The sequence below is a fragment of the Paraburkholderia sp. AV2 genome (assembly GCF_054968425.1).
Genome location: NZ_JBANLK010000015.1, coordinates 61,548 through 81,053, shown reverse-complemented (window position 1 = coordinate 81,053; position 19,506 = coordinate 61,548). Strand labels below are relative to the sequence as shown.

At 66.0% G+C, this 19,506-nt stretch carries 19 protein-coding genes; 4 read left to right on the top strand and 15 right to left on the bottom strand.

Annotated elements, in window-relative coordinates:
• Positions 1-122: 122 nt before the first annotated feature.
• The 4 genes from V8683_RS13355 to V8683_RS13340 form a co-directional block, all read right to left on the bottom strand.
• Positions 123-557, bottom strand: coding sequence for a hypothetical protein (locus V8683_RS13355; RefSeq protein WP_411190837.1), 435 nt, complete (start codon positions 555-557; stop codon positions 123-125).
• A 61-nt stretch (positions 558-618) separates the two neighbouring features.
• Positions 619-2,070 carry a PepSY-associated TM helix domain-containing protein gene (locus tag V8683_RS13350; protein WP_411190838.1) on the bottom strand — a complete coding sequence of 484 codons (1,452 nt, stop codon included), beginning with the start codon at positions 2,068-2,070 and terminating at the stop codon, positions 619-621.
• A 38-nt stretch (positions 2,071-2,108) separates the two neighbouring features.
• Entirely contained in the window at positions 2,109-4,502 is a 2,394-nt protein-coding gene (locus V8683_RS13345; protein WP_411190839.1) for a TonB-dependent receptor, read from the bottom strand.
• Positions 4,503-4,589: 87 nt separating this feature from the next.
• The gene (locus V8683_RS13340; RefSeq protein WP_411190840.1) at positions 4,590-4,961 is read right to left on the bottom strand and encodes a DUF2946 domain-containing protein; all 372 of its coding nucleotides are present in this window, start codon (positions 4,959-4,961) and stop codon (positions 4,590-4,592) included.
• 185 nt (positions 4,962-5,146) lie between these two features.
• Here V8683_RS13340 and V8683_RS13335 point away from each other — a divergent pair, with 185 nt between their 5' ends.
• Positions 5,147-5,737 (top strand): BPSL1445 family SYLF domain-containing lipoprotein, encoded by a 591-nt coding sequence (locus tag V8683_RS13335; protein WP_411190841.1) that lies wholly within the window; start codon positions 5,147-5,149, stop codon positions 5,735-5,737.
• A gap of 1 nt (position 5,738) precedes the next feature.
• Complete coding sequence (locus tag V8683_RS13330) at positions 5,739-6,173, top strand: acyl-CoA thioesterase (RefSeq protein WP_411190842.1); 435 nt, start codon at positions 5,739-5,741, stop codon at positions 6,171-6,173.
• Between the two features lie 46 nt (positions 6,174-6,219).
• Here V8683_RS13330 and surE read toward each other — a convergent pair whose 3' ends face one another.
• A complete protein-coding gene (gene surE, locus V8683_RS13325) occupies positions 6,220-7,005 on the bottom strand; it encodes a 5'/3'-nucleotidase SurE (protein WP_411190844.1) in 786 nt (261 codons plus the stop codon).
• 205 nt (positions 7,006-7,210) lie between these two features.
• Here surE and ydiK point away from each other — a divergent pair, with 205 nt between their 5' ends.
• A complete protein-coding gene (gene ydiK / locus V8683_RS13320; RefSeq protein ID WP_411190845.1) occupies positions 7,211-8,317 on the top strand; it encodes an AI-2E family transporter YdiK in 1,107 nt (368 codons plus the stop codon).
• 144 nt (positions 8,318-8,461) lie between these two features.
• On the opposite strand, the gene V8683_RS13315 is transcribed toward ydiK, so the two are convergent.
• From V8683_RS13315 to V8683_RS13280, 8 genes are all read right to left on the bottom strand, one after another.
• Positions 8,462-10,099, bottom strand: coding sequence for an AMP-binding protein (locus V8683_RS13315; protein ID WP_411190846.1), 1,638 nt, complete (start codon positions 10,097-10,099; stop codon positions 8,462-8,464).
• A 65-nt stretch (positions 10,100-10,164) separates the two neighbouring features.
• Positions 10,165-10,560 (bottom strand): RidA family protein, encoded by a 396-nt coding sequence (locus V8683_RS13310; protein ID WP_411190847.1) that lies wholly within the window; start codon positions 10,558-10,560, stop codon positions 10,165-10,167.
• A gap of 38 nt (positions 10,561-10,598) precedes the next feature.
• Positions 10,599-11,768 carry an acyl-CoA dehydrogenase family protein gene (locus V8683_RS13305; RefSeq protein ID WP_411192486.1) on the bottom strand — a complete coding sequence of 390 codons (1,170 nt, stop codon included), beginning with the start codon at positions 11,766-11,768 and terminating at the stop codon, positions 10,599-10,601.
• A gap of 19 nt (positions 11,769-11,787) precedes the next feature.
• On the bottom strand, positions 11,788-12,642 hold the full coding sequence (locus tag V8683_RS13300; protein ID WP_411190848.1) for an enoyl-CoA hydratase family protein: 855 nt from the start codon (positions 12,640-12,642) through the stop codon (positions 11,788-11,790).
• 84 nt (positions 12,643-12,726) lie between these two features.
• The gene (locus V8683_RS13295; RefSeq protein ID WP_411190849.1) at positions 12,727-13,278 is read right to left on the bottom strand and encodes a MarR family winged helix-turn-helix transcriptional regulator; all 552 of its coding nucleotides are present in this window, start codon (positions 13,276-13,278) and stop codon (positions 12,727-12,729) included.
• On the bottom strand, positions 13,275-14,057 hold the full coding sequence (locus V8683_RS13290; RefSeq protein ID WP_411190851.1) for an SDR family NAD(P)-dependent oxidoreductase: 783 nt from the start codon (positions 14,055-14,057) through the stop codon (positions 13,275-13,277). Before V8683_RS13290 ends, V8683_RS13295 begins: the two co-directional genes overlap by 4 nt.
• Positions 14,057-16,417, bottom strand: a complete 2,361-nt coding sequence (locus tag V8683_RS13285) for a bifunctional salicylyl-CoA 5-hydroxylase/oxidoreductase (RefSeq protein ID WP_411190853.1) — start codon at positions 16,415-16,417, stop codon at positions 14,057-14,059. The genes V8683_RS13290 and V8683_RS13285 overlap by 1 nt, the downstream gene beginning before the upstream one ends.
• Positions 16,418-16,521: 104 nt before the next feature.
• The gene (locus V8683_RS13280) at positions 16,522-16,974 is read right to left on the bottom strand and encodes a monooxygenase family protein (RefSeq protein ID WP_411190855.1); all 453 of its coding nucleotides are present in this window, start codon (positions 16,972-16,974) and stop codon (positions 16,522-16,524) included.
• A gap of 61 nt (positions 16,975-17,035) precedes the next feature.
• Here V8683_RS13280 and V8683_RS13275 point away from each other — a divergent pair, with 61 nt between their 5' ends.
• Positions 17,036-17,599: a TetR/AcrR family transcriptional regulator gene (locus V8683_RS13275; RefSeq protein WP_411190856.1), complete on the top strand. Its 564-nt coding sequence runs from the start codon at positions 17,036-17,038 to the stop codon at positions 17,597-17,599.
• A gap of 96 nt (positions 17,600-17,695) precedes the next feature.
• Here V8683_RS13275 and V8683_RS13270 read toward each other — a convergent pair whose 3' ends face one another.
• Positions 17,696-18,823, bottom strand: coding sequence for an aminotransferase class V-fold PLP-dependent enzyme (locus tag V8683_RS13270; protein ID WP_411190858.1), 1,128 nt, complete (start codon positions 18,821-18,823; stop codon positions 17,696-17,698).
• Between the two features lie 232 nt (positions 18,824-19,055).
• Positions 19,056-19,478 carry a hypothetical protein gene (locus V8683_RS13265; RefSeq protein WP_411190860.1) on the bottom strand — a complete coding sequence of 141 codons (423 nt, stop codon included), beginning with the start codon at positions 19,476-19,478 and terminating at the stop codon, positions 19,056-19,058.
• Positions 19,479-19,506: the final 28 nt, after the last annotated feature.

The window sequence follows — 19,506 nt, the reverse complement described above, 5'->3', positions numbered from 1 at the left end:
AGCGCCCGCGCCCCCGGCTATCCCGGGGGCGCGTATCCCCGGCACGGGGCGCAGGTCACCGGCGCGCGGGGGCGCGGCGCCGCCCGCCCACCGGCAATCCCGCTTACCGGGGGCTGTGCCGGTTAGCGACCGCCGTGAGCGCCACCCATGCCACCCATGCCGCCGCCCCATTGGCCGCCGCCGCCGTGGCTACCACCGCCCCAGTGACCGCCGCCGCCGTGCCAGCCACCGCCATGCCAACCGCCGCCATGCCACCCTCCGTGCCAGCCGTTGCCATGCCACCAGTAGCCGTGATGGTAGTAGTAACCGCCGCCACCGCCCCAGAAGCCGATGCCTGCATCACCTGGGTAATAGCCGTAAGCGTAAGGATAGGGATAGCCATACCCATAATCGTTGTAATACGGATAGCCAGAGCCGTCATAGTACGGATAGCCATATCCAGGTGCCACGGCGCAGCCGGCCAGCATGGCCGCTGCCACGAGTACAGAAATAAGCCGCAACACGATCATCTCCGTCTGTTTTAATGCTTGGAAACAAAAGCACGGGGCCAGGTTCAAGCATAATTGTGTCGACAGTTTACCGGGTCGGGTGGCAACGTGCTGCGGCGGGCGCAACGCGTCAGGCATTCGACAGCTTCGGGCGGCGCCCCGAGGCCACGCGATCGGCGATCCAGACGGCGAGGATCGTCGCCCCCATCAAGGGAAATACGACGCCGAGCACGACGAGGCCGGCTTTCCACGCCCGCATGGGCGGTGCCGCGCGTTCGCGGGAGGGCGCGCCGAGCGTCCGCGAGGGCCGGCGCAGCCACCACATCACGAAGCCGGTCACGGCAAGGGCGCAGAGCCCGAGCGAGATCGCGGCGCAGATCCATTGATTGAGGATGCCGAAGTATCGCCCCATGTGCAGGGATGTACCGTAAGAGATGGCCTGGGAGACGGCGCCATAGTCGCGGTAGCGGATGTCCTTGAGCACCTTGCCGCTGTACTGATCGATATAGACGGTCCGCTCGTCCTTCGGATCGGGCGGGAAGTACGACACGGTGTAGACACCCGCGGGCGAGGCGGGCAGCGCGACGTCATAGCCGCCCGGCACGCCGAGTCCGCGCATTTGCGCCACCACGTCGTCGAGCGTCCGATGCGGCGAGCCGGCCTGTGCCGTGCCGGGCGAGCGCAGCACCGGCACGGCGCCGACGGCCCACGGCACGTTGGGCAACGGCAGGTCGTCCATCACCATGCCGGGCATTGCTTCCATGCCGTGTCCCGCGTGCTCGCCGCGAGCCGGCACGGAAGATTTCATCGCAGTATCGCCGCCCCATGAGCCAGCCGGCGCGCCGAGGTCGGCGCGCGTGGCGAGCGCCTTGAACTGCTTGCCCCATGAGCCGGTCCACGGCAGCCCGCTGACGACGAACGCGAGCGCGCCCACCGCGAGCCAGATGCCGATCACGCCGTGCAGCCGCTTCCAGAGCGGCCGGCCGCGAGAGGCAAGACGCGGGACCAGCGCCGCGCGCCACGAAGCGCCCGCGCGCGGCCACCAGAGCGCGGCGCCGGTGGAGATCATCACCAGCGTCCAGCAGGCGGCCAGCTCCATCAGCAGCTCGCCGGGCTTGCCGAGCAGCAGCTTGCGATGCAGCATGCGATCGACCTGCATGAAGCGCCGGTCCACGTCGAGCGTTCCGAGCACCGCGCCCGTGTACGGATTCACGTACACGCTTTCTTTCGTTCCGCCGGGCAGGGCGAAGACGAATTCGGCACTGCGCGCCGGATCCGCTTCCACGTGGGCCCGGATCGGGCGCGCCTCGCGGGGGAGCGCGGTGCGTGCGCGGCCGAGCAGGGTGTCGGCGGACAGTCGCGGCGTCGCCGCCGGTTCGACCACGAGGCGATGCGGATACAGAAGCGGCTCGATCTGAGGCTGGAAGCAGTAGATCGTGCCGGTGATCGCCAGCACGACGAGGAACGGCATGACGAAGAGGCCGGCGTAGAAATGCCAGCGCCAAAGCGTGCGATAGCCGGGGTGAATGGCGCCGGCGCCAGACGTGGCGCGGGCAGTGGGAGTGGGCAGCGAAACGGACATCGGAGGCTCCTTTCAGGAAGGCTCGGGCGGCGCGGCGCTCAGAGGCGCAGCTTCGCCTCGCAGTAGAACGTGCGGCCGGGATACGGGTGATAGACGAAGTAGCGCTCGTCGAAGAGGTTGTCGACGCCCACGCCGATCTCGCTCGCTTTCGTGGGCCTGAACGTGAACTTCACGTCGGCGACCGTGTAGCTGCTGGTGCCGCCGAAGACGTTCGGGTTCGTGTCGGCGTTGGTGAGCGTGTTGTACTGGCGCCCTGAATAGCGGGCGGCGAGCGTAAGTGCCGCGCGTGCGTCGAAGCGGTATGTGGCCACGAGGTCCGCGCGCCACAGAGGAATCCGGTAGAAGTACTTACCGATGCTTGCCGGGTTCTGCGCATTCTCGATAATCTTCGACTGCGTGTACGCCACGCTTGCCGCAAGGTCGAATCCGTCGATGCCCACGTCTTCGCCCTGATAACTCGTCTCCACGCCGCGCGAGCGTACCTTGCCGATATTCTGGAAGCTCGTGACGTTCGGAATGACGGTGGTGTCGGTCTGGCTGAAGATCGTGTTCTTCACGTCGTCCTGAAACAGCGACAGCCGGAAGATCCCGTTCCAGTGCGCCCATTCGGCGGTCAGCTCTTTCGAGAGATCGTCTTCGGGGCGCAGGTTCGGATTGTTGTTGACAAGGGACGAGCCGTTCACCTGACCCTGGAACAGTTCGCTGACCGTTGGGAAACGGTAGGCGCGGCCGATCGAGGCGCGCAGCGTGAGGTTATCGGTCACGTCGAACGAGAGCGACGCCTTGGGCGAGACATGCTGGTCGCTCGCGTTCGCATACGGCACCGTCGAGCCGCCCAGCGCCTGATCGCCGTCGTAGGCGCGCCAGTCCTCCCAGCGCAGGCCGTAGACGAACTTCCAGCGCGGCAGGAAGCGCCAGGCATCCTGGGCGTAGAGCGCCTGGGTCTGCGTTTTGCCGGAGAAGGCATTGGCGAAGCTGCTCGCACTGCCGTCGCGCCACGCGAGCGTGTTCCAGGTCTGGTTGTCGAGGAAATAGTTGTCGTAGTGGTAGCCGAACGTGAGCCAATGCGCGCCGGGTCCGGCGTTCGGTGTGACCGGCGTCCACGTTGCCTTCAGGTCGAGCGTCTTCCAGCCGGTGCCGTCACCGAAAGTCACGACGCCGGGGCCGTCTCCAGGACCGCCCTGGTTGGCCGTGCGCGCGACACTGCCGGAAACGTCGTAGTACGAAGCAATTGCCTCGGCATTCCAGCCCGTTGCCTGATGCGTGCGCAGTGTTGCACCGTAAAGCCAGTTCTCGCTCCAGCCAAGGCTCGGCGCGAGCGCGGCCGCGGGGATGTTGTATTCGTAGCCGTCGATCGCGACCTTGCCGCTGTAGACGGGATTACCGTTCGCGTCGTAGAGGAAGGTCGAGGCGCTGCTGTTGTAGCTCTGATGCCAATAGCCCAGCGTCACGCCGCCCTGGACGGTGGGCGTGAAATCGTACTGCATGCGCAGCTTGAACTGGTCCTGGATCGTATGTTCGATGCCTTCGCCGTTTACGCCCAGTACGACGGTGGGGGCATTGGTCTGGTTGTTGTAGAAGTACGCGCCGTGGACCGGCGTATCGCCGGGCTGCGCGGGCGTGGCGAACTGCAGCGGCTGGCTCGTGTTTTCGAGGTGGTTGACGCCCAGCAGGTACGAGAATTTGCCGATGCGGTCGCCTATCGAGGCGCTCGTCTCGCTGCCGTTGAAGTTCTGGTTCACGCCGTAGAGGCTGAAGTGCTGCGTGAACGCCTTGACGTCGGCGTCGGCCTCGAAGTGCGTCGGCATGCGCGTGGTGATCAGCACGGTGGCGCCGAGCGAGTTGCCCGGATAAAGCGCCGAAAACGGGCCGTAGATCACGTCGACCTGCTGGATCTGGTCGGGGAACACCATCGACCAGCGCGGCGGGAACGAGTAGCTGTTGCCGAGCAGGTTCGACAGCAGGAGCCCGTCCGCGTAGACGAGGCCGCGCGCGCTTTGCGTGTTGCTCGTGCCGCGCACCGCGATGATCGAGTTGAGGTCGCCGATGAAGCGTTTGCGCACGGCGAGGTTGGGCAGGTACTTCAGCACGTCTTCGGTGTTGACGACGTTCCATTGATCGAACTGCGCGGGCGTCACGGTTTCCACCGTGCCGGGCAGGTTCGGATCGACGGCGGGCACGGGCGCGCCGCCCATGCCGCCGGCCGATGCGCTGACCGTGACGGTTGGCAGCACGGCTGTATTGGTCGTGGCTTCGGCGACGGTGGTTGACGCGGGAGCGGCATCGGCCGCCCAGGCAGTGGACGCCGTGAAAGAGACAGCGAGGGGAAGCGGCAGCAGGCCGAGCGAGGCAAGTCGGACCTGCCGCAGGGAGCGCGGCAAGATACGCTCGCGCAGGCGAGCGCAGCCGCCGCGTGAATCGGGCATGGACATGAAAGCGGTTTCCGGAATGCGTTGGATCCGCGGCCGAACGCATCCCGGAACGACAGGGGACAGCAGGACGACCGATGACGACAGCGATCAGGAAACGGCAGGCGGGCCGCGCGGACGGCCGGATGGGAAGGCGCCGAGCGGCGTGAAGCGGGTGGAGAGCGCTGCGACGGTGTTCACCGTGACGAGGCGCCTGGCGGCAAGCTCAGGCGGCGCAAGCGGTGTGATCGCGGCCTGATGCTGGAGCAGATGGCAGTAGCCGCAGGCGCCGAAAGCGTCGTCGGGCGACAGATGCTGGGCCGGCGTGCCCGGCTGAACGGCGGAACACAGGGCGACCGCGGTATCGGGATCGTGCGCGCGATGCGCGGCGACGAGCTGGCTCACGAGCGGCGCGAGCACGATGAGCCACATGGCGACGAGGCCAAGCCATGCGGTCAGCAGTGCGTGCTTGCGTGGAATCATGAAATTGAAAGGAAAATCGGCGCGAAGTGTAACATGGCCCGGGGTTTCCCCGAGTTTCCCCTGCCGCGAACGAACTCGATGCGAGTTGCATGGTCCTATTTCGCCAGTGCAGGAGCGCCCGCGAGCGTGACGGGCGCCACGAAGGCAACTAAGATCACTCTTCGAGAAATGACAGGATCCCCTTTATGCGCCGACGCCAATTCCTCATTCATAGCAGCGCTGTGCTCGCAACCGGCAGCCTCGCCCTCGCGGGCTGCACGACGACTTCGCTCGACGGAGGCGACACCTCCGCACAAAACGCGGCGAAGCGCCAGAGCATCGACGCGGACGTGGACGCCACGCTCGCGCGTCTTTACAACACGGTGAACGGTTCGCGCGAACTGCTTTCGAGAGCCAATGGCATTCTGGTATTTCCCAGCGTGATCTCGGCCGGCTTCTGGATCGGCGGGCAGTACGGCACCGGCGCGCTGCGCGTGGATGGCCGCACGACGGGCTACTACAGCACCGTGGCCGGCTCGTTCGGCTTGCAGATCGGCGCGCAGTCGAAGGCCATCATCTTCGCCTTCATGAACCACGAGGCGCTCGACAGCTTCCTGAACAGCCAGGGCTGGTCGGCCGGCGCGGACGCGACCGTCGCCGTCGTGACGGTGGGCGCCAACGGCAACATCGACACCTCGACCGCGACCAGCCCGGTCGAAGCCTTCGTGCTGACCAATGCCGGGCTGATGGCCGGCGTCTCGCTGGAAGGGGTGAAGGTATCGCGGCTCGTGATCTGATATGAGCACGCCAGCCCATATCTACGCGCAGAAGCACAAGATCCACTTTTCCGAATGCGATCCGGCCGGGATCGTGTTCTATCCGCAGTACTTCATTCTGTTCAACGACCTGATCGAGTCGTGGATCGACACCTTGATGCCCGAGGGTTATCACGGCGTAATCGGTGCGCGCCGTGTCGGCATGCCGACCGTGCATATCGAGGCGGACTTCAAGGCGATCAGCAGGATGGGCGAGGAGGTGTGGCTCTCGCTCGATGTCGAGCGGCTCGGCGAAGCCTCGCTCACGCTCGCGTGGGCTTGCACGGGCGCGGACGGCGTGCTGCGCATGGCGGCGCGGCAGACTATCGTGACGACCTCGCTCGATACGCATCGGGCGATCGCGATTCCGGGCGATCTGCGTGCGGCGATCGAGCGGTCGGCGGCGGCCGGCTGCTGATTTTTCCTGAAGCCGTTATTGCCGCCTATCTTTTGTGCTGCGCTAGTTACCGGGCTTCGAGTGCGGCCGTGAAGCGCTCGAATGCGCGTTCGTCGGTTCGCTCGAAGTGCAGCGGCGTGACCGAGATGCGGCCGGCATGGACCGTGGCCGTTTCCGTATCGGGGCCGTTCTCGCGCGGGCCGCGCGTGAAGCGCAGCCAGTGGTAGTCGATGCCGCGCGGGTCGATCTGCGGCACGACGTCGATGCCCTGGACGAGACCCACGCCCTGGCGCGTGACGACGAGCGGGCCCGCCGCGCTTGCGTCGATATCGGGAAAGTTGACGTTCAGGCAGATGGGCCGGTCGTGAGTGACGGCCGCGAGGCGCCGGATCGTCTCGGGCGCGAGAGCGCGCGCCGTATCCCAGCGCACGCGCTCGCGGTCCCGGAAGGTCTGGCTGAGCGCGATCGACGGCACGCCGAGCAGCAGGCCGGTCATGGCGGCGCCGACGGTGCCGGAAAACATCGTTTCCACGCCCAGATTGGCGCCGCGGTTGATGCCCGAGAGCACGAGCGTGGGCGTCACGTCGCCCATCAGATGGCGCATGGCCATCACGACGCAGTCGCCGGGCGTGCCGAGCACGCCGAAGCGCCGCTCGCCGCGCCGGCTCACGCGCAGCGGGGAGTGCAGGCTGATCGAGTGCGAGGTGCCGCTCTGGTCGTGCTCCGGCGCCACGACCCAGACTTCGTGCGCAAGTTCGGCGGCGACGGCTTCGAGCACGGCGAGACCGGGGGCGTCGATGCCGTCGTCGTTGGTCAACAGCACGCAGGGGAGTTTCTGATCGGAAGCGGGCATGGCGAGTCTCTTTCGTGGTTGGGCGCGGATCGACAGTCCGGCAGTCTGGCAGGTTGAGGCGAGGAAGGCAGCGGCCATTATGGAAGATAAAGGGCCACTGTGCGACGGACCGCAAGCTATCCGGGATAGACTACCGCGTTGGCCGAGGCCCCCGCACGGTACGTCCGGCCGCGAGGGCCGCGGCGCCTTTTTGTGATTGTTTGTGATGATGCGGCCCCCGCCGCAAGGAGACCCCGTGAAGCAGCAAGACTTGCCAGACATTGCTCGAGCGCTGTTCGTCGTTGCGATTCTCTGCGCATTGACGGTCGGCTCCCTGTACGTCATGCGCCCGTTCATTCCGGGACTCATCTGGGCGACGATGATCGTCGTCGCGACATGGCCCGCGATGCTCGCGGTCCAGCGCCGCCTTGGCAACCGGCGCGGGCTGGCCACGCTCGTCATGCTGCTGATCCTGCTGGTCGTGATCGTCATGCCGCTCTATGAAGCGATCTCGACGCTCGCGGAGCACGGCGCCGAAATCATGGACCTGATCCGCAAGCTGCCTGAGTACGCTTTGCCGCCGCCGCCCACCTGGGTTCATGACGTGCCGATGGTGGGCTCGCGCGTGGCCGACGAATGGCAGACGCTTTCGGATGCGGGTCCCGGCGGATTGCTCGCGCGGCTCGAACCCTACGTCTCCATCGCGGCGCACTGGCTCATCGGCCATGCCGCTTCGGTGGGCGTATTCGTCATCCACATGGTTATCACGGTGGTCATCACCGGCGTGCTGTACACGCAGGGCGAGAGCGCGGCCGCCTTCGTCACGCGCTTCGCGGAGCGCGTGGGCCCGCGCTACGGCGCGGAGGCCGTGCGTCTCGCAGGCGCGTCGATCCGCGCGGTGGCGCTCGGCATCGTCGTGACGGCGGTGCTTCAGTCGGCGCTCGGCGGCATCGGTCTCGCGGTGGCCGGCGTGCCGGGCGCGGGCGTGCTCACCGCCCTGATGCTCATGCTGTGCCTCGCGCAGATCGGTCCCGGACTGCCGCTGTTCGGCGGCGCGATCTGGTTGTTCGTGCACGACGCGCATGTCGCGGCGATCCTGCTCGCCATCTGGTCCGTCATGGTCGTCATGCTCGACAACTTCGTGCGCCCCGTCTTGATCCGGCGCGGCGTGAACCTCTCGATGCTACTGATTCTCTCGGGGGTGTTGGGCGGCATGTTCGCATTCGGCATCGTAGGGCTCTTCATCGGCCCCGCGATTCTTGCGGTGTCCTCTACGCTGCTGACCGCCTGGATCGACAAGACGTCGCCCGCTTCCGTCGAAGCCTCGGAATGAGTGAGCTAGTCTGCCGCCCGGCTTTTCGCGGGCGGTAAGAGGCGAGTTCGCTGAAATCAGGTCGGGCAGTTGGATATTTAACGTATTACGTTGGATTATTGACTGATTTGGGCGGCGCACCGCAATACGCCGCCGCTCCGGGCATCACATCGTGCGCAACGCCGCACGCTTGAGCTTGCCGGTTTCCGTGCGCGGGAGAGCGTCGATGAACGCGATGACGCGCGGATACTTGTACGCGGCAACGGCGTTCTTCACGAAGTTCTGCAGTTCGCCGACCATCGCTTCGTCGCCCTTGAAGCCGGGGCGCAGCACGACAAAGGCTTTCACCACCTGCCCGCGCAGTTCGTCGGGCGCGCCGATCACGCCGCACTCGGCCACGGCCGGATGCTGCATGAGCACGGTTTCCACTTCAGGTCCCGCGATGTTGTAGCCCGAGGAGACGATCATGTCGTCGGCGCGCGCCTGGTAGTACACATAGCCGTCCGCATCGATCGAGACTGCGTCGCCCGGCAGATTCCAGCCGTCGCGCACGAACTTCATCTGCCGCTCGTCGGCCAGATAGCGGCAGCCCGTTGGACCGCGCACGGCGAGGTGGCCGGTCACGCCCGGCGCGACCGGCTGGAGCGCGTCGTCGAGGGCCTGCACGACATAGCCCGGCACGGCGCGGCCAATCGAGCCGGGCCGCACTTCGGCGCCGGCCGAGGAGATGAAGATATGGATCATCTCCGTGCCGCCGATGCCATCCACCATCTCGATGCCCGTCGCTTCGCGCCAGAGCTCCCGCGTGGCTTGCGGCAGCGCTTCGCCCGCGGAGACCGTCTTGCGCAGGCTCGACAGATCGGCGTCTTTCGCGAGCGGCGCCATTTGCCGGTAGAAGGTGGGCGCGGTGAAGACGATGGTCGCGCCGAACCGCTCGATGGCCTGCAGCAGCAGCGCGGGCGTGAGTTTCTCGATCAGCACGGTCGAGGCGCCCACGCGCAGCGGGAAGCACAGGAGGCCGCCCAGTCCGAACGTAAATGCGAGCGGCGGCGTGCCGCAGAAGACGTCGTCGGCCGAGGGCTTCAATACATGGCGCGGGAAGAGATCGCACATCGCGAGCACGTCGCGATGAAAGTGCATGCAGCCCTTCGGCGTGCCCGTCGTTCCACTCGTGAAGGCAATCAGGCACACGTCGTCGGCCGCCGTGTCGCAGGCGGCGAACGTCGCCGGCTTGCTGGCCGCGAGACTCTCCAGGCTGCCCGGTGCGTCGTCGTGGAAGTAGCGCACCTGCTTGAGGTCCGCGCAGAAGAACGCGTCGGCGGGGTCCGTGCAGCGCGCAAGCTCGTCGGCGAGCCGCACGTCGCACAGCGCCGCGGCGACCTGGGCCTTGTCGATGATCTGCTTGAGTTCCTTCGCCCGCAGCAGCGGCATGGTGGGCACGACCACGAGCCCCGCCTTCAGCGCGGCGAGCAGCGCCACGGCCATCTGCAGCGTGTTGGGGCCGCGCAGCAGCACGCGGTTGCCGGGCACGAGGCCCATGTCCTCGATGAGGACGTGCGCGCTGCGATCTACCAGCGTGCGCAACTGGGCATAGGTCGTGGCCTGGGGCTTGCCGTCGACGTCCGACCAGATGGCCGGCGCCTCGCCGCGTCCTGCCTCGATCGCACGGTCCAGCAGTTCCGCTGCGCAATTGAGCCGCGCCGGGTAGGCGACATCGGGATTGTCGAGCAGCAGCGTGGGCCACTGCGATTCGGCCGGCAGGTGGTCGCGGGCGAAAGTATCGACGTGGGCTGTCGCTTCCATGACGTCTCCAACATGGGTTCGTATTGTCTGTTGCCGTTTCCGAGGGTGCCGTTCAGGCGCCGCGTTTAGTCGGGAATCACCGCAGTGGCTTCGATTTCGACCTTCGCGTCGTCCTCGATCAGCGCGACCACCTGGATTGCGCTCATCGCGATGTCGTAGTCGCCGATCAGCTCGCGAAACGCCCCACCGATTTCCTTGAGCGCTGCGAGGTACTCGCGTTTGTCGGTGACGTACCACGTCATGCGCACGAGGTGCTCGGGCTTGCCGCCCGCCGCTTCGAGCACGGCGACGATGTTGCGCAGCGCCTGCACGGCCTGGGCGCCGAATTCGCGGCTCGTGAACCGGGCGTTTTCGTCCCAGCCAATCTGGCCGGCGATAAAGATCTGCGTGCCGCGTGCGGCGACGCCGTTTGCATAACCGCGGGGCTTGACCCAGCCGGCGGGAAGAAGAGCTTTTTTCATGTGTCGTCCGATTCGATGTATGGCGTTGCAGAGCGGGCTTATGCGCCGGCGTGGGCCTTGAGCAGGTCGCGCCCGACTATCAGTTGCTGCACCTCCGTCGCGCCTTCGTAGATGCGCAGCGAGCGGATCTCGCGGTAGAGCGTCTCCACCGTGTTGCCGCTTTGCACGCCCATGCCGCCCCAGAGCTGCACGGCCGCGTCGATCACCTGTTGCGCGCCTTCGCTGGCATGCCACTTCGCCATCGCGGCTTCGCGCGTGACGCTTTCGCCCTGGTCGCGCAGCCAGGCCGCGCGGTAGACGAGGAGGGCACTGCTGTCGATCGTCAGCGCCATCTGCGCGAGTTTTGCCTGGGTCAACTGAAAATCGGCGAGGGTCTGGCCGAACATCTTGCGCGAGGCGGCGCGAGAGAGGCCTTCGGCCAGCGCGCGGCGCGCGAATCCCAGCGAGGCCGCGGCCACGGACGTGCGGAAAATGTCGAGCGTGCGCATGGCGATCTTGAAGCCTTCGCCCGGCATGCCGAGCATCTGGCTGCGCTTTACGCGCGCGCCCGCGAAACGCAGGCGTGCGAGCGGATGCGGGGCGATCACGTCGATGCGCTCGGCGATTTCGAGTCCCGGGGTATCGGCATCCACCACGAAGGCGCTGATGCCGCGCGAGCCCGGTGCCTCGCCGGTGCGGGCAAACACCACGTAGAAGTCGGCGATGCCGCCGTTCGAGATCCACGTCTTCTCGCCGTCGAGCACGTAGTCGTCGCCGTCCGCGCGCGCGGCGAGCGCCATGGCCGCGACATCGGAGCCCGCCTCCGGTTCCGAGAGCGCGAACGCGGCGAGCGCTTCGCCGCGTGCCACGCGCGGCAGATAGCGCGACTTCTGCGCGTCGGTGCCGGCGAGCGAAATGGCGCCGGAGCCGAGGCCCTGCATCGCCAGGGCGAAGTCGGCGAGGCCCGAGTGTTTGGCGAGCGTCTCGCGCAGCAGGCACACGGCGCGCGTATCGATCGTGTCGCCGTGGCCGCCGTAGGCGGTGCCGCCCACGCCGTAGCTCAGCCAGCCCGCGTCGCCGAGCTGGCGCACGAGCGCGCGGCAGGTGGCGTCGACGTCGTCGTGCGGTACGTGGGCGAGATGCTCGCGCGACCAGGCTTCGATGCCGGCGGCGAGCGCGCGGTGGCGCTCCTCGAAGAACGGCCAGGCGATGGCGTCGTGGAGGTTCATGTCAGCGGCTGCGTTCAAATCAGTCTCCCTCGAATACCGGACGCGTCTTTGCCGCGAATGCCGTATAAGCGCGGCCGAAATCGCGTGTGGCCATGCAGATCGCCTGGGCTTGCGCTTCGGACTCGATCGCTTCGTCGATGCTCATGGTCCATTCCTGATGCAGCATCGTTTTCGTGATGCCGTGCGCGAACGTGGGGCCGGCGGCGAGATCCGCGGCCAGTTGCTGCGCGTCGGCCAGCAGCGTGTCGGGGTCGCACAGGCGGTTGTAGAAGCCCCACGCGAGGCCTTCTTCGCCGCTTGCCGAGCGGCCCGTATAGAGCAGCTCCGCGGCGCGGCCCTGACCGATGATGCGCGGCAGGATCGCGCACGCGCCCATGTCGCAACCGGCGAGCCCCACGCGCGTGAAGAGGAACGCGAGCTTGCTGCGCGCCGTGCCGTAGCGCATGTCGGAGGCCATCGCGAGAATCGCGCCCGCGCCCGCGCAGACGCCGTCCACCGCGGCGATGATGGGCTGCGGGCAGTGGCGCATGGCCTTCACGAGATCGCCCGTCATGCGCGTGAACATCAGCAGTTCGGGCATCGGCAGATCGACCAGCGGCGCGATGATGTCGTGCACGTCGCCGCCCGAGCAGAAATTGCCGCCCGCGCCGTGCAGCACGATGGTCTTGATGTCGGTTGCGTAGGCAAGCTGACGAAAGAGGTCGCGCAGCTCCGCATACGATTCGAACGTGAGCGGGTTCTTGCGCTCGGGGCGATTCAGCGTGATCGTCGCGACGCGGCCTTCGACGGACCAGCCGAAGTGTTGCGCACGATAGTCCGCCAGCGCGACGCGGTTGCCCGCGAAAAGCGCTTCGGCGTTGGAACGTGTCGTCAAGATAAGTCTCCTGTGTCGGCGGGAGTGGGTGGGAGTTGGCGCGTTGGCGCCCACCCCGGCCCCATGCCTGAATTTTGGCGCGCTTCAGTCTTCCAGACTGTCGCGCAGATGCTGCTTGAGCTTGCCGAGCCGGTCGTGCATCTTCGACTTCTCGTCGAGCGACAAGCCGCCGAACATCTCGACCACCCATTGCTCGTGGGCTGCCGCCATGCGGTCGAACAGCTTGCGGCCTTCCGGCGTGAGGCGCACGGCGATCGAGCGCCGGTCGGCCGGATCCGCGTCGCGCACGACGAGGCCTTCTTTTTCGAGCTGGTCGGTGATGCCGGTGACGTTGCCGCCCGTGACCATCATGCGGCGCGACAGCTCGGTCATGCGCAGCCCTTCCGGGTGGCGTTCGAGCTGCGCCATCAGGTCGAAGCGCGGCAGCGTGGTGTCGAACTCGGTGCGCAGGCGGCGGCGCAGCTCGGCCTGCACGAGGTTCGTGGTGGTGAGCAGGCGCAGCCACAGGCGCAGGCCCATGTGGCTGTCGGCGCCGGTGCTCATCTCCATGTCGACGACGTTCCCGGCCGGGTTCGCTACCCCCTTGCGCGGCGTTTTCGGAGCAGCGTTCTTGCGTGCGGGCAGGGGCGGGCTCATGTGATTTCTCCACCGGAAACGGAAATGGATTGCCCGGTGATGGCAGCGGAACCGGGCGCGCAGAGCCACAACACGGCGTTGGCGACTTCGTCGGGCGTGACGAAGCGCTGCTGCGGGTTGTGGCGAACCAGGATGCTACGCGCCTCCTCGGCGCTGCGCGAGGTCTTGCGCGTGATCTGTTCGATCGAGGCCTGCAACAATTCGGTTTCCGTATAGCCCGGGCAGACCGCGTTGACCGTTACGCCCTGCGTCGCGACTTCGAGCGCGAGGGCGCGCGTCATGCCGATCACGCCGTGTTTCGAGGCGCAATAGGCGGCGACATAGGGATAGCCGACCTGGCCCGCCGTGCTCGCGACGTTGACGACGCGGCCGCGCTTGCCGGCGAGCATGGCCGGCAGCACGGCGCGCGTGCAGAGGAACGCACCGGTCAGGTTGACGTCGAGCATGCGGCGCCACAGCGCGAGATCGGTTTGCGCGAAGGGGGCGGCCTGGGCCTGGCCCGCGTTGTTCACGAGGATGTCGACGGCGCCGAAACGTTCTGCGGCGCGGGCGAATGCTGTGTCGACGGCGTTTTCGTCCGTCACGTCCGCACTTTCGCAGGCAACGTATTCAGTATCGCCAAGCATCGAGCGCTGCGCTTCGAGGCGCGCAGCGTCGCGTCCCATCAGCGTGACGCGCGCGCCGGCGCGCAGCAGGGCGGCCGCCGTCGCGGCGCCGATGCCGCTGCCGCCGCCTGTGACCACAGCATGATGGTCCGCCAGGGTGTTCTGTGCGCTCATCACACGGTTCCTTCCGCGCGCTGGGCGCGTTCGAGCGGCGAGAGCCCCGCGCTCGCGGCGGCCGCGGCGCGCTCGCGCTCGATGTTGCGTTCGAGCTGGGTTTTGGCCGCCGTGTACTGGCGCGGCCACATGACGTCGAGATAGCCGATCTTCGCGGCCTCGGTGAGTGTCCACGAGGGGTTCGCGAGGTGCGGCCGTGCCACTGCGCAGAGGTCGGCGCGGCCCGCCGCGATGATGCCGTTCGCGTGGTCCGCTTCGGAAATTGCGCCTACGGCGATGGTGGGGATGTCCGCTTCGTTGCGCACGCGATCGGCGAAAGGCGTCTGGAACATGCGCCCGTAGACGGGACGTTCTTCCTTGCTCACCTGGCCCGACGAAACGTCGATCATGTCCGCGCCCGCCGCCTTGAAGGCACGCGCGATCTCGACGGCGTCGTCGGGCGTATTACCGCCCTCGACCCAGTCGTGTGCGGAGATGCGTACCGAAATCGGCTTGTCAGCCGGCCACACGGCACGAATCGCGGCGAACACTTCCAGCGGGTAGCGCAGGCGGTTCTCCAGCGAGCCGCCGTAGGCGTCGCTGCGCTGGTTGGTGAGCGGCGAGAGGAAGCTCGAAAGCAGATAGCCGTGCGCGCAGTGCAGTTCGAGCCAGTCGAAGCCGGCCTCGACGGCCAGTTCCGTCGAGCGTACGAACTGCGCCTTGATTTCCTCCATTTCCGCGGCGCCAGCTTCCTGCGCCCACTGGCTCACGCCGCGCAGATATTGCTGCGGCGAAGCGGAGACGAGCGGCCAGTTGCCGTCGGGCAAGGGCTGGTCGATGCCTTCCCACGCCACGCGCGTCGAACCCTTGGCGCCGGAGTGGCCGATCTGGATGCCGATCTTCGCGTCCGACTGCGTATGCACGAAGTCGACGATGCGCCGCCAGGCGTCGCGCTGTTCCGTCGTATAGAGGCCGGGGCATCCCGGCGTGATACGCGCTTCGGGCGACACGCAGGTCATTTCGGTCATCACGAGACCCGCGCCGCCCATGGCGCGCGCGCCAAGGTGCGTCAGGTGATAGTCGCCGGCCACGCCGTCGCGGGCCGAGTACTGCGCCATCGGCGAGACCACGATGCGGTTCTTCAGCGTGACGCCGCGGACCGTGTACGGCGTGAACATCGGCGGCACGGCGCGTTCGCTGGCACCCGCACGCGCGGCCAGCCAGGACTCGAAACCGCCGAGCCAGGCGGCGTCGCGCTCGCGTAGATTCTCATGCGAAATGCGCTGCGAGCGCGTGAGCAGCGAGTAGGCGAACTGCTCCGGCTCGAAGTGCGCGTAGCGGTCCACGTGCTCGAACCATTCCGTCGAGTTGCGCGCGGCGTTCTGGATGCGCAGTACGTCCACGCTGCGCACGCTCGTGTAGTGCGCGAGCGCGGTGCGCAAGTCGCCCGGACACGCGTCCATGCTGTTGGCGAGTTCGATCGCGTCTTCCAGCGCGAGCTTCGTGCCTGAGCCGATCGAAAAATGAGCCGTGTGCGCGGCGTCGCCCATCAGCACGACCGGTGTTTCGTGGCCGTCGGCGCCGTGCTTCCAGTGCACCCACTCGCGATTCACGACGCGCGGGAAGCGGATCCACTGCGAGGAGCCGCGCAGGTGCGAGGCATTCGAGCGCAGCGCGTGGCCGTCCAGATAGCGCGCAAAGAGCTTCTCGCAGAACGCGATGCTGTCTTCCTTGCTCATGGTCTCGAGACCCGCCGCGCGCCAGACATGCTCGGGCGCTTCGACGATGAAGGTCGAGGTGTTTTCGTCGAAGCGGTAGGCGTGCGCCTGGAACCAGCCCCATTCGGTTTCTTCGAACGCGAACGTGAACGCGTCGAAGAGCTTCGAGGTGCCGAGCCATACGAAGCGGCAATCGCGCAGGTCGATGTCGGGCTGATACGTCGCGGCGTATTTCTGGCGCGTGGCGCTGTTCAGGCCGTCGCTGGCGATGACGAGGTCGGCTTCGCCGATATCGTCGTCGGTGATCTGCGACTCGAACACGAGCTTCACGCCGAGTGCTTCGCAGCGCGCCTGCAGGATGTTGAGGAGGCGCTTGCGGCCGATGCCGCAGAAGCCGTGACCCGAAGACCGGATCGCGCGGCTGCGGTAATTGACCTCGATATCGTCCCAGTGATTGAAGGCGTCGAGAATTTCCGCCGCGCTTTCGGGGTCGGCCGCGCGCAGATTGCCCAGCGTCTGGTCCGAAAACACCACGCCCCAGCCGAACGTGTCGTACGGGCGGTTCCGCTCGATCACGGTAATGTCGTATTCAGGGTGGCGACGCTTCATCAACAGGCTGAAGTACAGGCCCGCCGGACCACCACCAATGCAAACGATGCGCATGCTCGCTCCTTGTTCTCGCTTCAGGATCAATTTAGGTCGAAATATTTTAGATGTCAAGTAAATTGGCGAAGGAGAACGAACTTGCCGAAGGCGAGGCGACGGGGTTAATCCGCCGCCATTCGCTGCCGCGCGCTCATGAAAGGTCCGGTCGGACGGCGCTCCGGCGCGAAGCGGCCGAAGCCAAAGGGGCCGGGCATGTCGATATAGACCGCCTCCATTCCCTGCCGGCTATAGCTCTCATGCCAGAAGCCCGCGCCGCCGCTGTCGCGCAGGAAGTCGCGCCACCAGCGGGAATGGGGCTCGCTGCGGGTAAAAGCCTCGAGGCTTTCGAGGTTGCGCCAGTACTGGCGGATGCCGATGTGGTTGAGGGCGAAGAGGAACGGCTCGCTCCACAACAATCCCGGCGGTGGGGCTGACTCGATCTGCCGCAGGCCTTTGCCGATGCCGAGCAAGGTGGCGATCCCCCGCAACCGACGGACGCGAAAGCCCAAAATGATGACGACGAGATCCGGATAGGCGCTGAGGTCGACGGACCTTCGGGTAGCGGAGGCTTGCATGGCGACTCCTTGATGTTTACGCTGTAAGCATAGTCCCGGATGATTACAGTGTAAACAGGCGATGAGCGATTCCATTTTGTCCCTTCCCGACCGGCTGGTCGATTGCGCGCTGGCGTTGCTCGAACAGGGCGAAAGCGATGTCAGCCTGCGTGCCGTGGCGCGGGCGGCAGGGGTTTCGGCGATGGCGCCCTATCGCCATTTCGAAGACAAGGCGGCGCTGATGGGCGCCGTCGCGCTCAAGGGCTTCGCCATGCTGGAGGCGGACACCGCGCGGGCCGACGAGGCGGACGATCCGGGCGAAGCATTGACAGCGCAGGGCTTGGCCTATGTGGGTTTCGCCCGCGCACATCCTGCGCTGTTCCGGCTGATGTTCGCGGATGGGGCAGGGCTAGACCTGCCGCCTGGGGATTGCCAGGGAGCCTATACGTTGATGGCGCGACGCATAGCCGAACTGGCGCCGCACCAGGTCGAGGCGGGGGGGCTTGCTTGTTGGGGACTGGTTCACGGATTGGCGACACTGGCGCTCGACGGACGCATTCCGGCCGATCCGGCCGCTGACAGGGCGGCACTGGCTCTGATGATGCAGGCACTGAGGGCCGCGCCGCCTGTCCCCATCGGTTTCTGACGCGGTTCCCATGACAGGGGCTGCTCCATTTCCTGCCGATGCGGTTGCAATTGCAGTTCAAGGGCAGCCCATGCGCACAGGCTCCGGAAAAGCGAACTAAAGAATGCGGTCCAACGCTTTGGCGAACCTGGCGGCCGCACCTTCAACATCGTGCAATTTGTCGAGACCGAATAGGCCGATGCGGAAAGTCTTGAAATCGTCAGGCTCGTCGCATTGCAGAGGAACGCCGGGCGCGATCTGCAAGCCTGCATCGGCGAATTTCTTGCCGGACCGTATGCCGTCGTCGTCCGAATAGCAAACCACCACGCCCGGAGCCTCAAAACCTTCGGCCGCCACGCTTTTGAAACCTTGGTCTGCCAGCAGCGCGCGAACGCGTTTGCCGAGCTCAAGCTGCTCGTCTTTCACCTTATCGAAGCCGTATGCCTGCGTTTCCTTTATCACGTCGCGCAGCGTCGCGAGACTGTCGGTGGGCATCGTGGCGTGGTAGGCGAACCCGCCGTTCTCATAGGCCTCCATGATCTGCAGCCATTTGCGAAGATCGCAGGCAAAGCTGGTGCTGGTTGTTGCATCGATTCTTTCCCGGGCGAGGGGGCTGAGCATGACCAGCCCGCAGCAGGGTGAGGCGCTCCATCCTTTTTGCGGCGCGCTGATCAGGACGTCGACGCCGCTGGCCTGCATGTCGACCCAGACCGTACCGGAGGCGATGCAATCCAGGACGAACATGCCGCCGGCCTCGTGCACCGCGTCGGATACCGCACGCAAATAGCCATCGGGCAGCATCATCCCGGATGCGGTTTCGACATGCGGCGCAAAGACCAAGTCCGGCTTGTTTTCCCTGATTGCCGCGACCACTTCTTCGATCGGGGGCGGTGCGTAGGCGGCCTGCCTTCCTGGTTGGACCGGACGCGCCTTCAAAACGATCGACCCGGACGGAATGCCGCCCATGTCGAAAATCTGCGACCAGCGGAAACTGAACCAGCCATTGCGAATGACCAGACACTTCTTGTTGGTCGCGAACTGCCGGGCAACGGCTTCCATGCCGAACGTTCCGCTGCCCGGAACGACAATGGCGGACTTCGCGTTGTAGACTTTTTTCAGGGCGTCGGAAATGTCGCGCATGACACCTTGAAAGAGGTGCGACATATGATTGATCGAGCGGTCGGTGTAAACCACTGAATATTCGAGGAGCCCCTCGGGGTCGACATGGGGAAGTAAACCTGGCACGCTCGCCTCCGGTAAAGGATGAACAATATGAGCAGTATTCGTGACGGGATACCGCTGCAACAACGCAAATATGCTTTTTCTCTACGAAAACAGATTCTAGCGAAAGCGGCCTGCAACTTGTGCGCAGATTCCTGCGTTATCCGGCGCAGGCTCAGGGGGTAGCCTCCGGCCGTCTGCCGAAGCCTGGGCTGGCTCGTCGCCATTGTGCGATGCAGCGGAACCCGTTTCCGGATCACTTCCTCATGGGCGGTTGTGGGTTGTTGGCCGGGTTCGTATCGAACCGGCTCACGCTTTCGATGCCCGCCTTGCCTGTGAGATCCGATAGCCGCGCATGCAGCCAGTCGGCGGTTTCCCTGGCGTAGACCGGTTCACCGCTCACGTACACCGTAAACGACCTCAGATATTTCGCCTTTTTCTCGGGGTTGCCGATCGTATCCTTCGTCCATTGATACAGCGGATACCGGTCCAGGCCCGCGCTTTCCGCCTCTTCGACGTATTCGACGAATGCATCGAACTGGCACTGCAAGGCGGCGTTGCGTTCGCGCAAGACAGCCTCGAGCAAATCGCGCCCCGCATGGTGTTCGCGCGCCCGCAACGCTTCGGCCAGCTCGGGCACGACGGTGATCCGAACCTGGAACTGCCATGTTTCTGCCATGTATGTCTCCTGCGGGGAACGAGCAGAG

Coding starts and splice junctions, on each gene's coding strand:
- V8683_RS13350 (WP_411190838.1), bottom strand. CDS start 2,070: ATGTCCGTTTCGCTGCCCACTCCCACTGCCCGCGCCACGTCTGGCGCC.
- V8683_RS13345 (WP_411190839.1), bottom strand. CDS start 4,502: ATGTCCATGCCCGATTCACGCGGCGGCTGCGCTCGCCTGCGCGAGCGT.
- V8683_RS13340 (WP_411190840.1), bottom strand. CDS start 4,961: ATGATTCCACGCAAGCACGCACTGCTGACCGCATGGCTTGGCCTCGTC.
- V8683_RS13335 (WP_411190841.1), top strand. CDS start 5,147: ATGCGCCGACGCCAATTCCTCATTCATAGCAGCGCTGTGCTCGCAACC.
- V8683_RS13330 (WP_411190842.1), top strand. CDS start 5,739: ATGAGCACGCCAGCCCATATCTACGCGCAGAAGCACAAGATCCACTTT.
- surE (WP_411190844.1), bottom strand. CDS start 7,005: ATGCCCGCTTCCGATCAGAAACTCCCCTGCGTGCTGTTGACCAACGAC.
- ydiK (WP_411190845.1), top strand. CDS start 7,211: ATGATGCGGCCCCCGCCGCAAGGAGACCCCGTGAAGCAGCAAGACTTG.
- V8683_RS13315 (WP_411190846.1), bottom strand. CDS start 10,099: ATGGAAGCGACAGCCCACGTCGATACTTTCGCCCGCGACCACCTGCCG.
- V8683_RS13310 (WP_411190847.1), bottom strand. CDS start 10,560: ATGAAAAAAGCTCTTCTTCCCGCCGGCTGGGTCAAGCCCCGCGGTTAT.
- V8683_RS13305 (WP_411192486.1), bottom strand. CDS start 11,768: ATGAACCTCCACGACGCCATCGCCTGGCCGTTCTTCGAGGAGCGCCAC.
- V8683_RS13295 (WP_411190849.1), bottom strand. CDS start 13,278: ATGAGCCCGCCCCTGCCCGCACGCAAGAACGCTGCTCCGAAAACGCCG.
- V8683_RS13290 (WP_411190851.1), bottom strand. CDS start 14,057: ATGAGCGCACAGAACACCCTGGCGGACCATCATGCTGTGGTCACAGGC.
- V8683_RS13285 (WP_411190853.1), bottom strand. CDS start 16,417: ATGCGCATCGTTTGCATTGGTGGTGGTCCGGCGGGCCTGTACTTCAGC.
- V8683_RS13280 (WP_411190855.1), bottom strand. CDS start 16,974: ATGCAAGCCTCCGCTACCCGAAGGTCCGTCGACCTCAGCGCCTATCCG.
- V8683_RS13275 (WP_411190856.1), top strand. CDS start 17,036: ATGAGCGATTCCATTTTGTCCCTTCCCGACCGGCTGGTCGATTGCGCG.
- V8683_RS13265 (WP_411190860.1), bottom strand. CDS start 19,478: ATGGCAGAAACATGGCAGTTCCAGGTTCGGATCACCGTCGTGCCCGAG.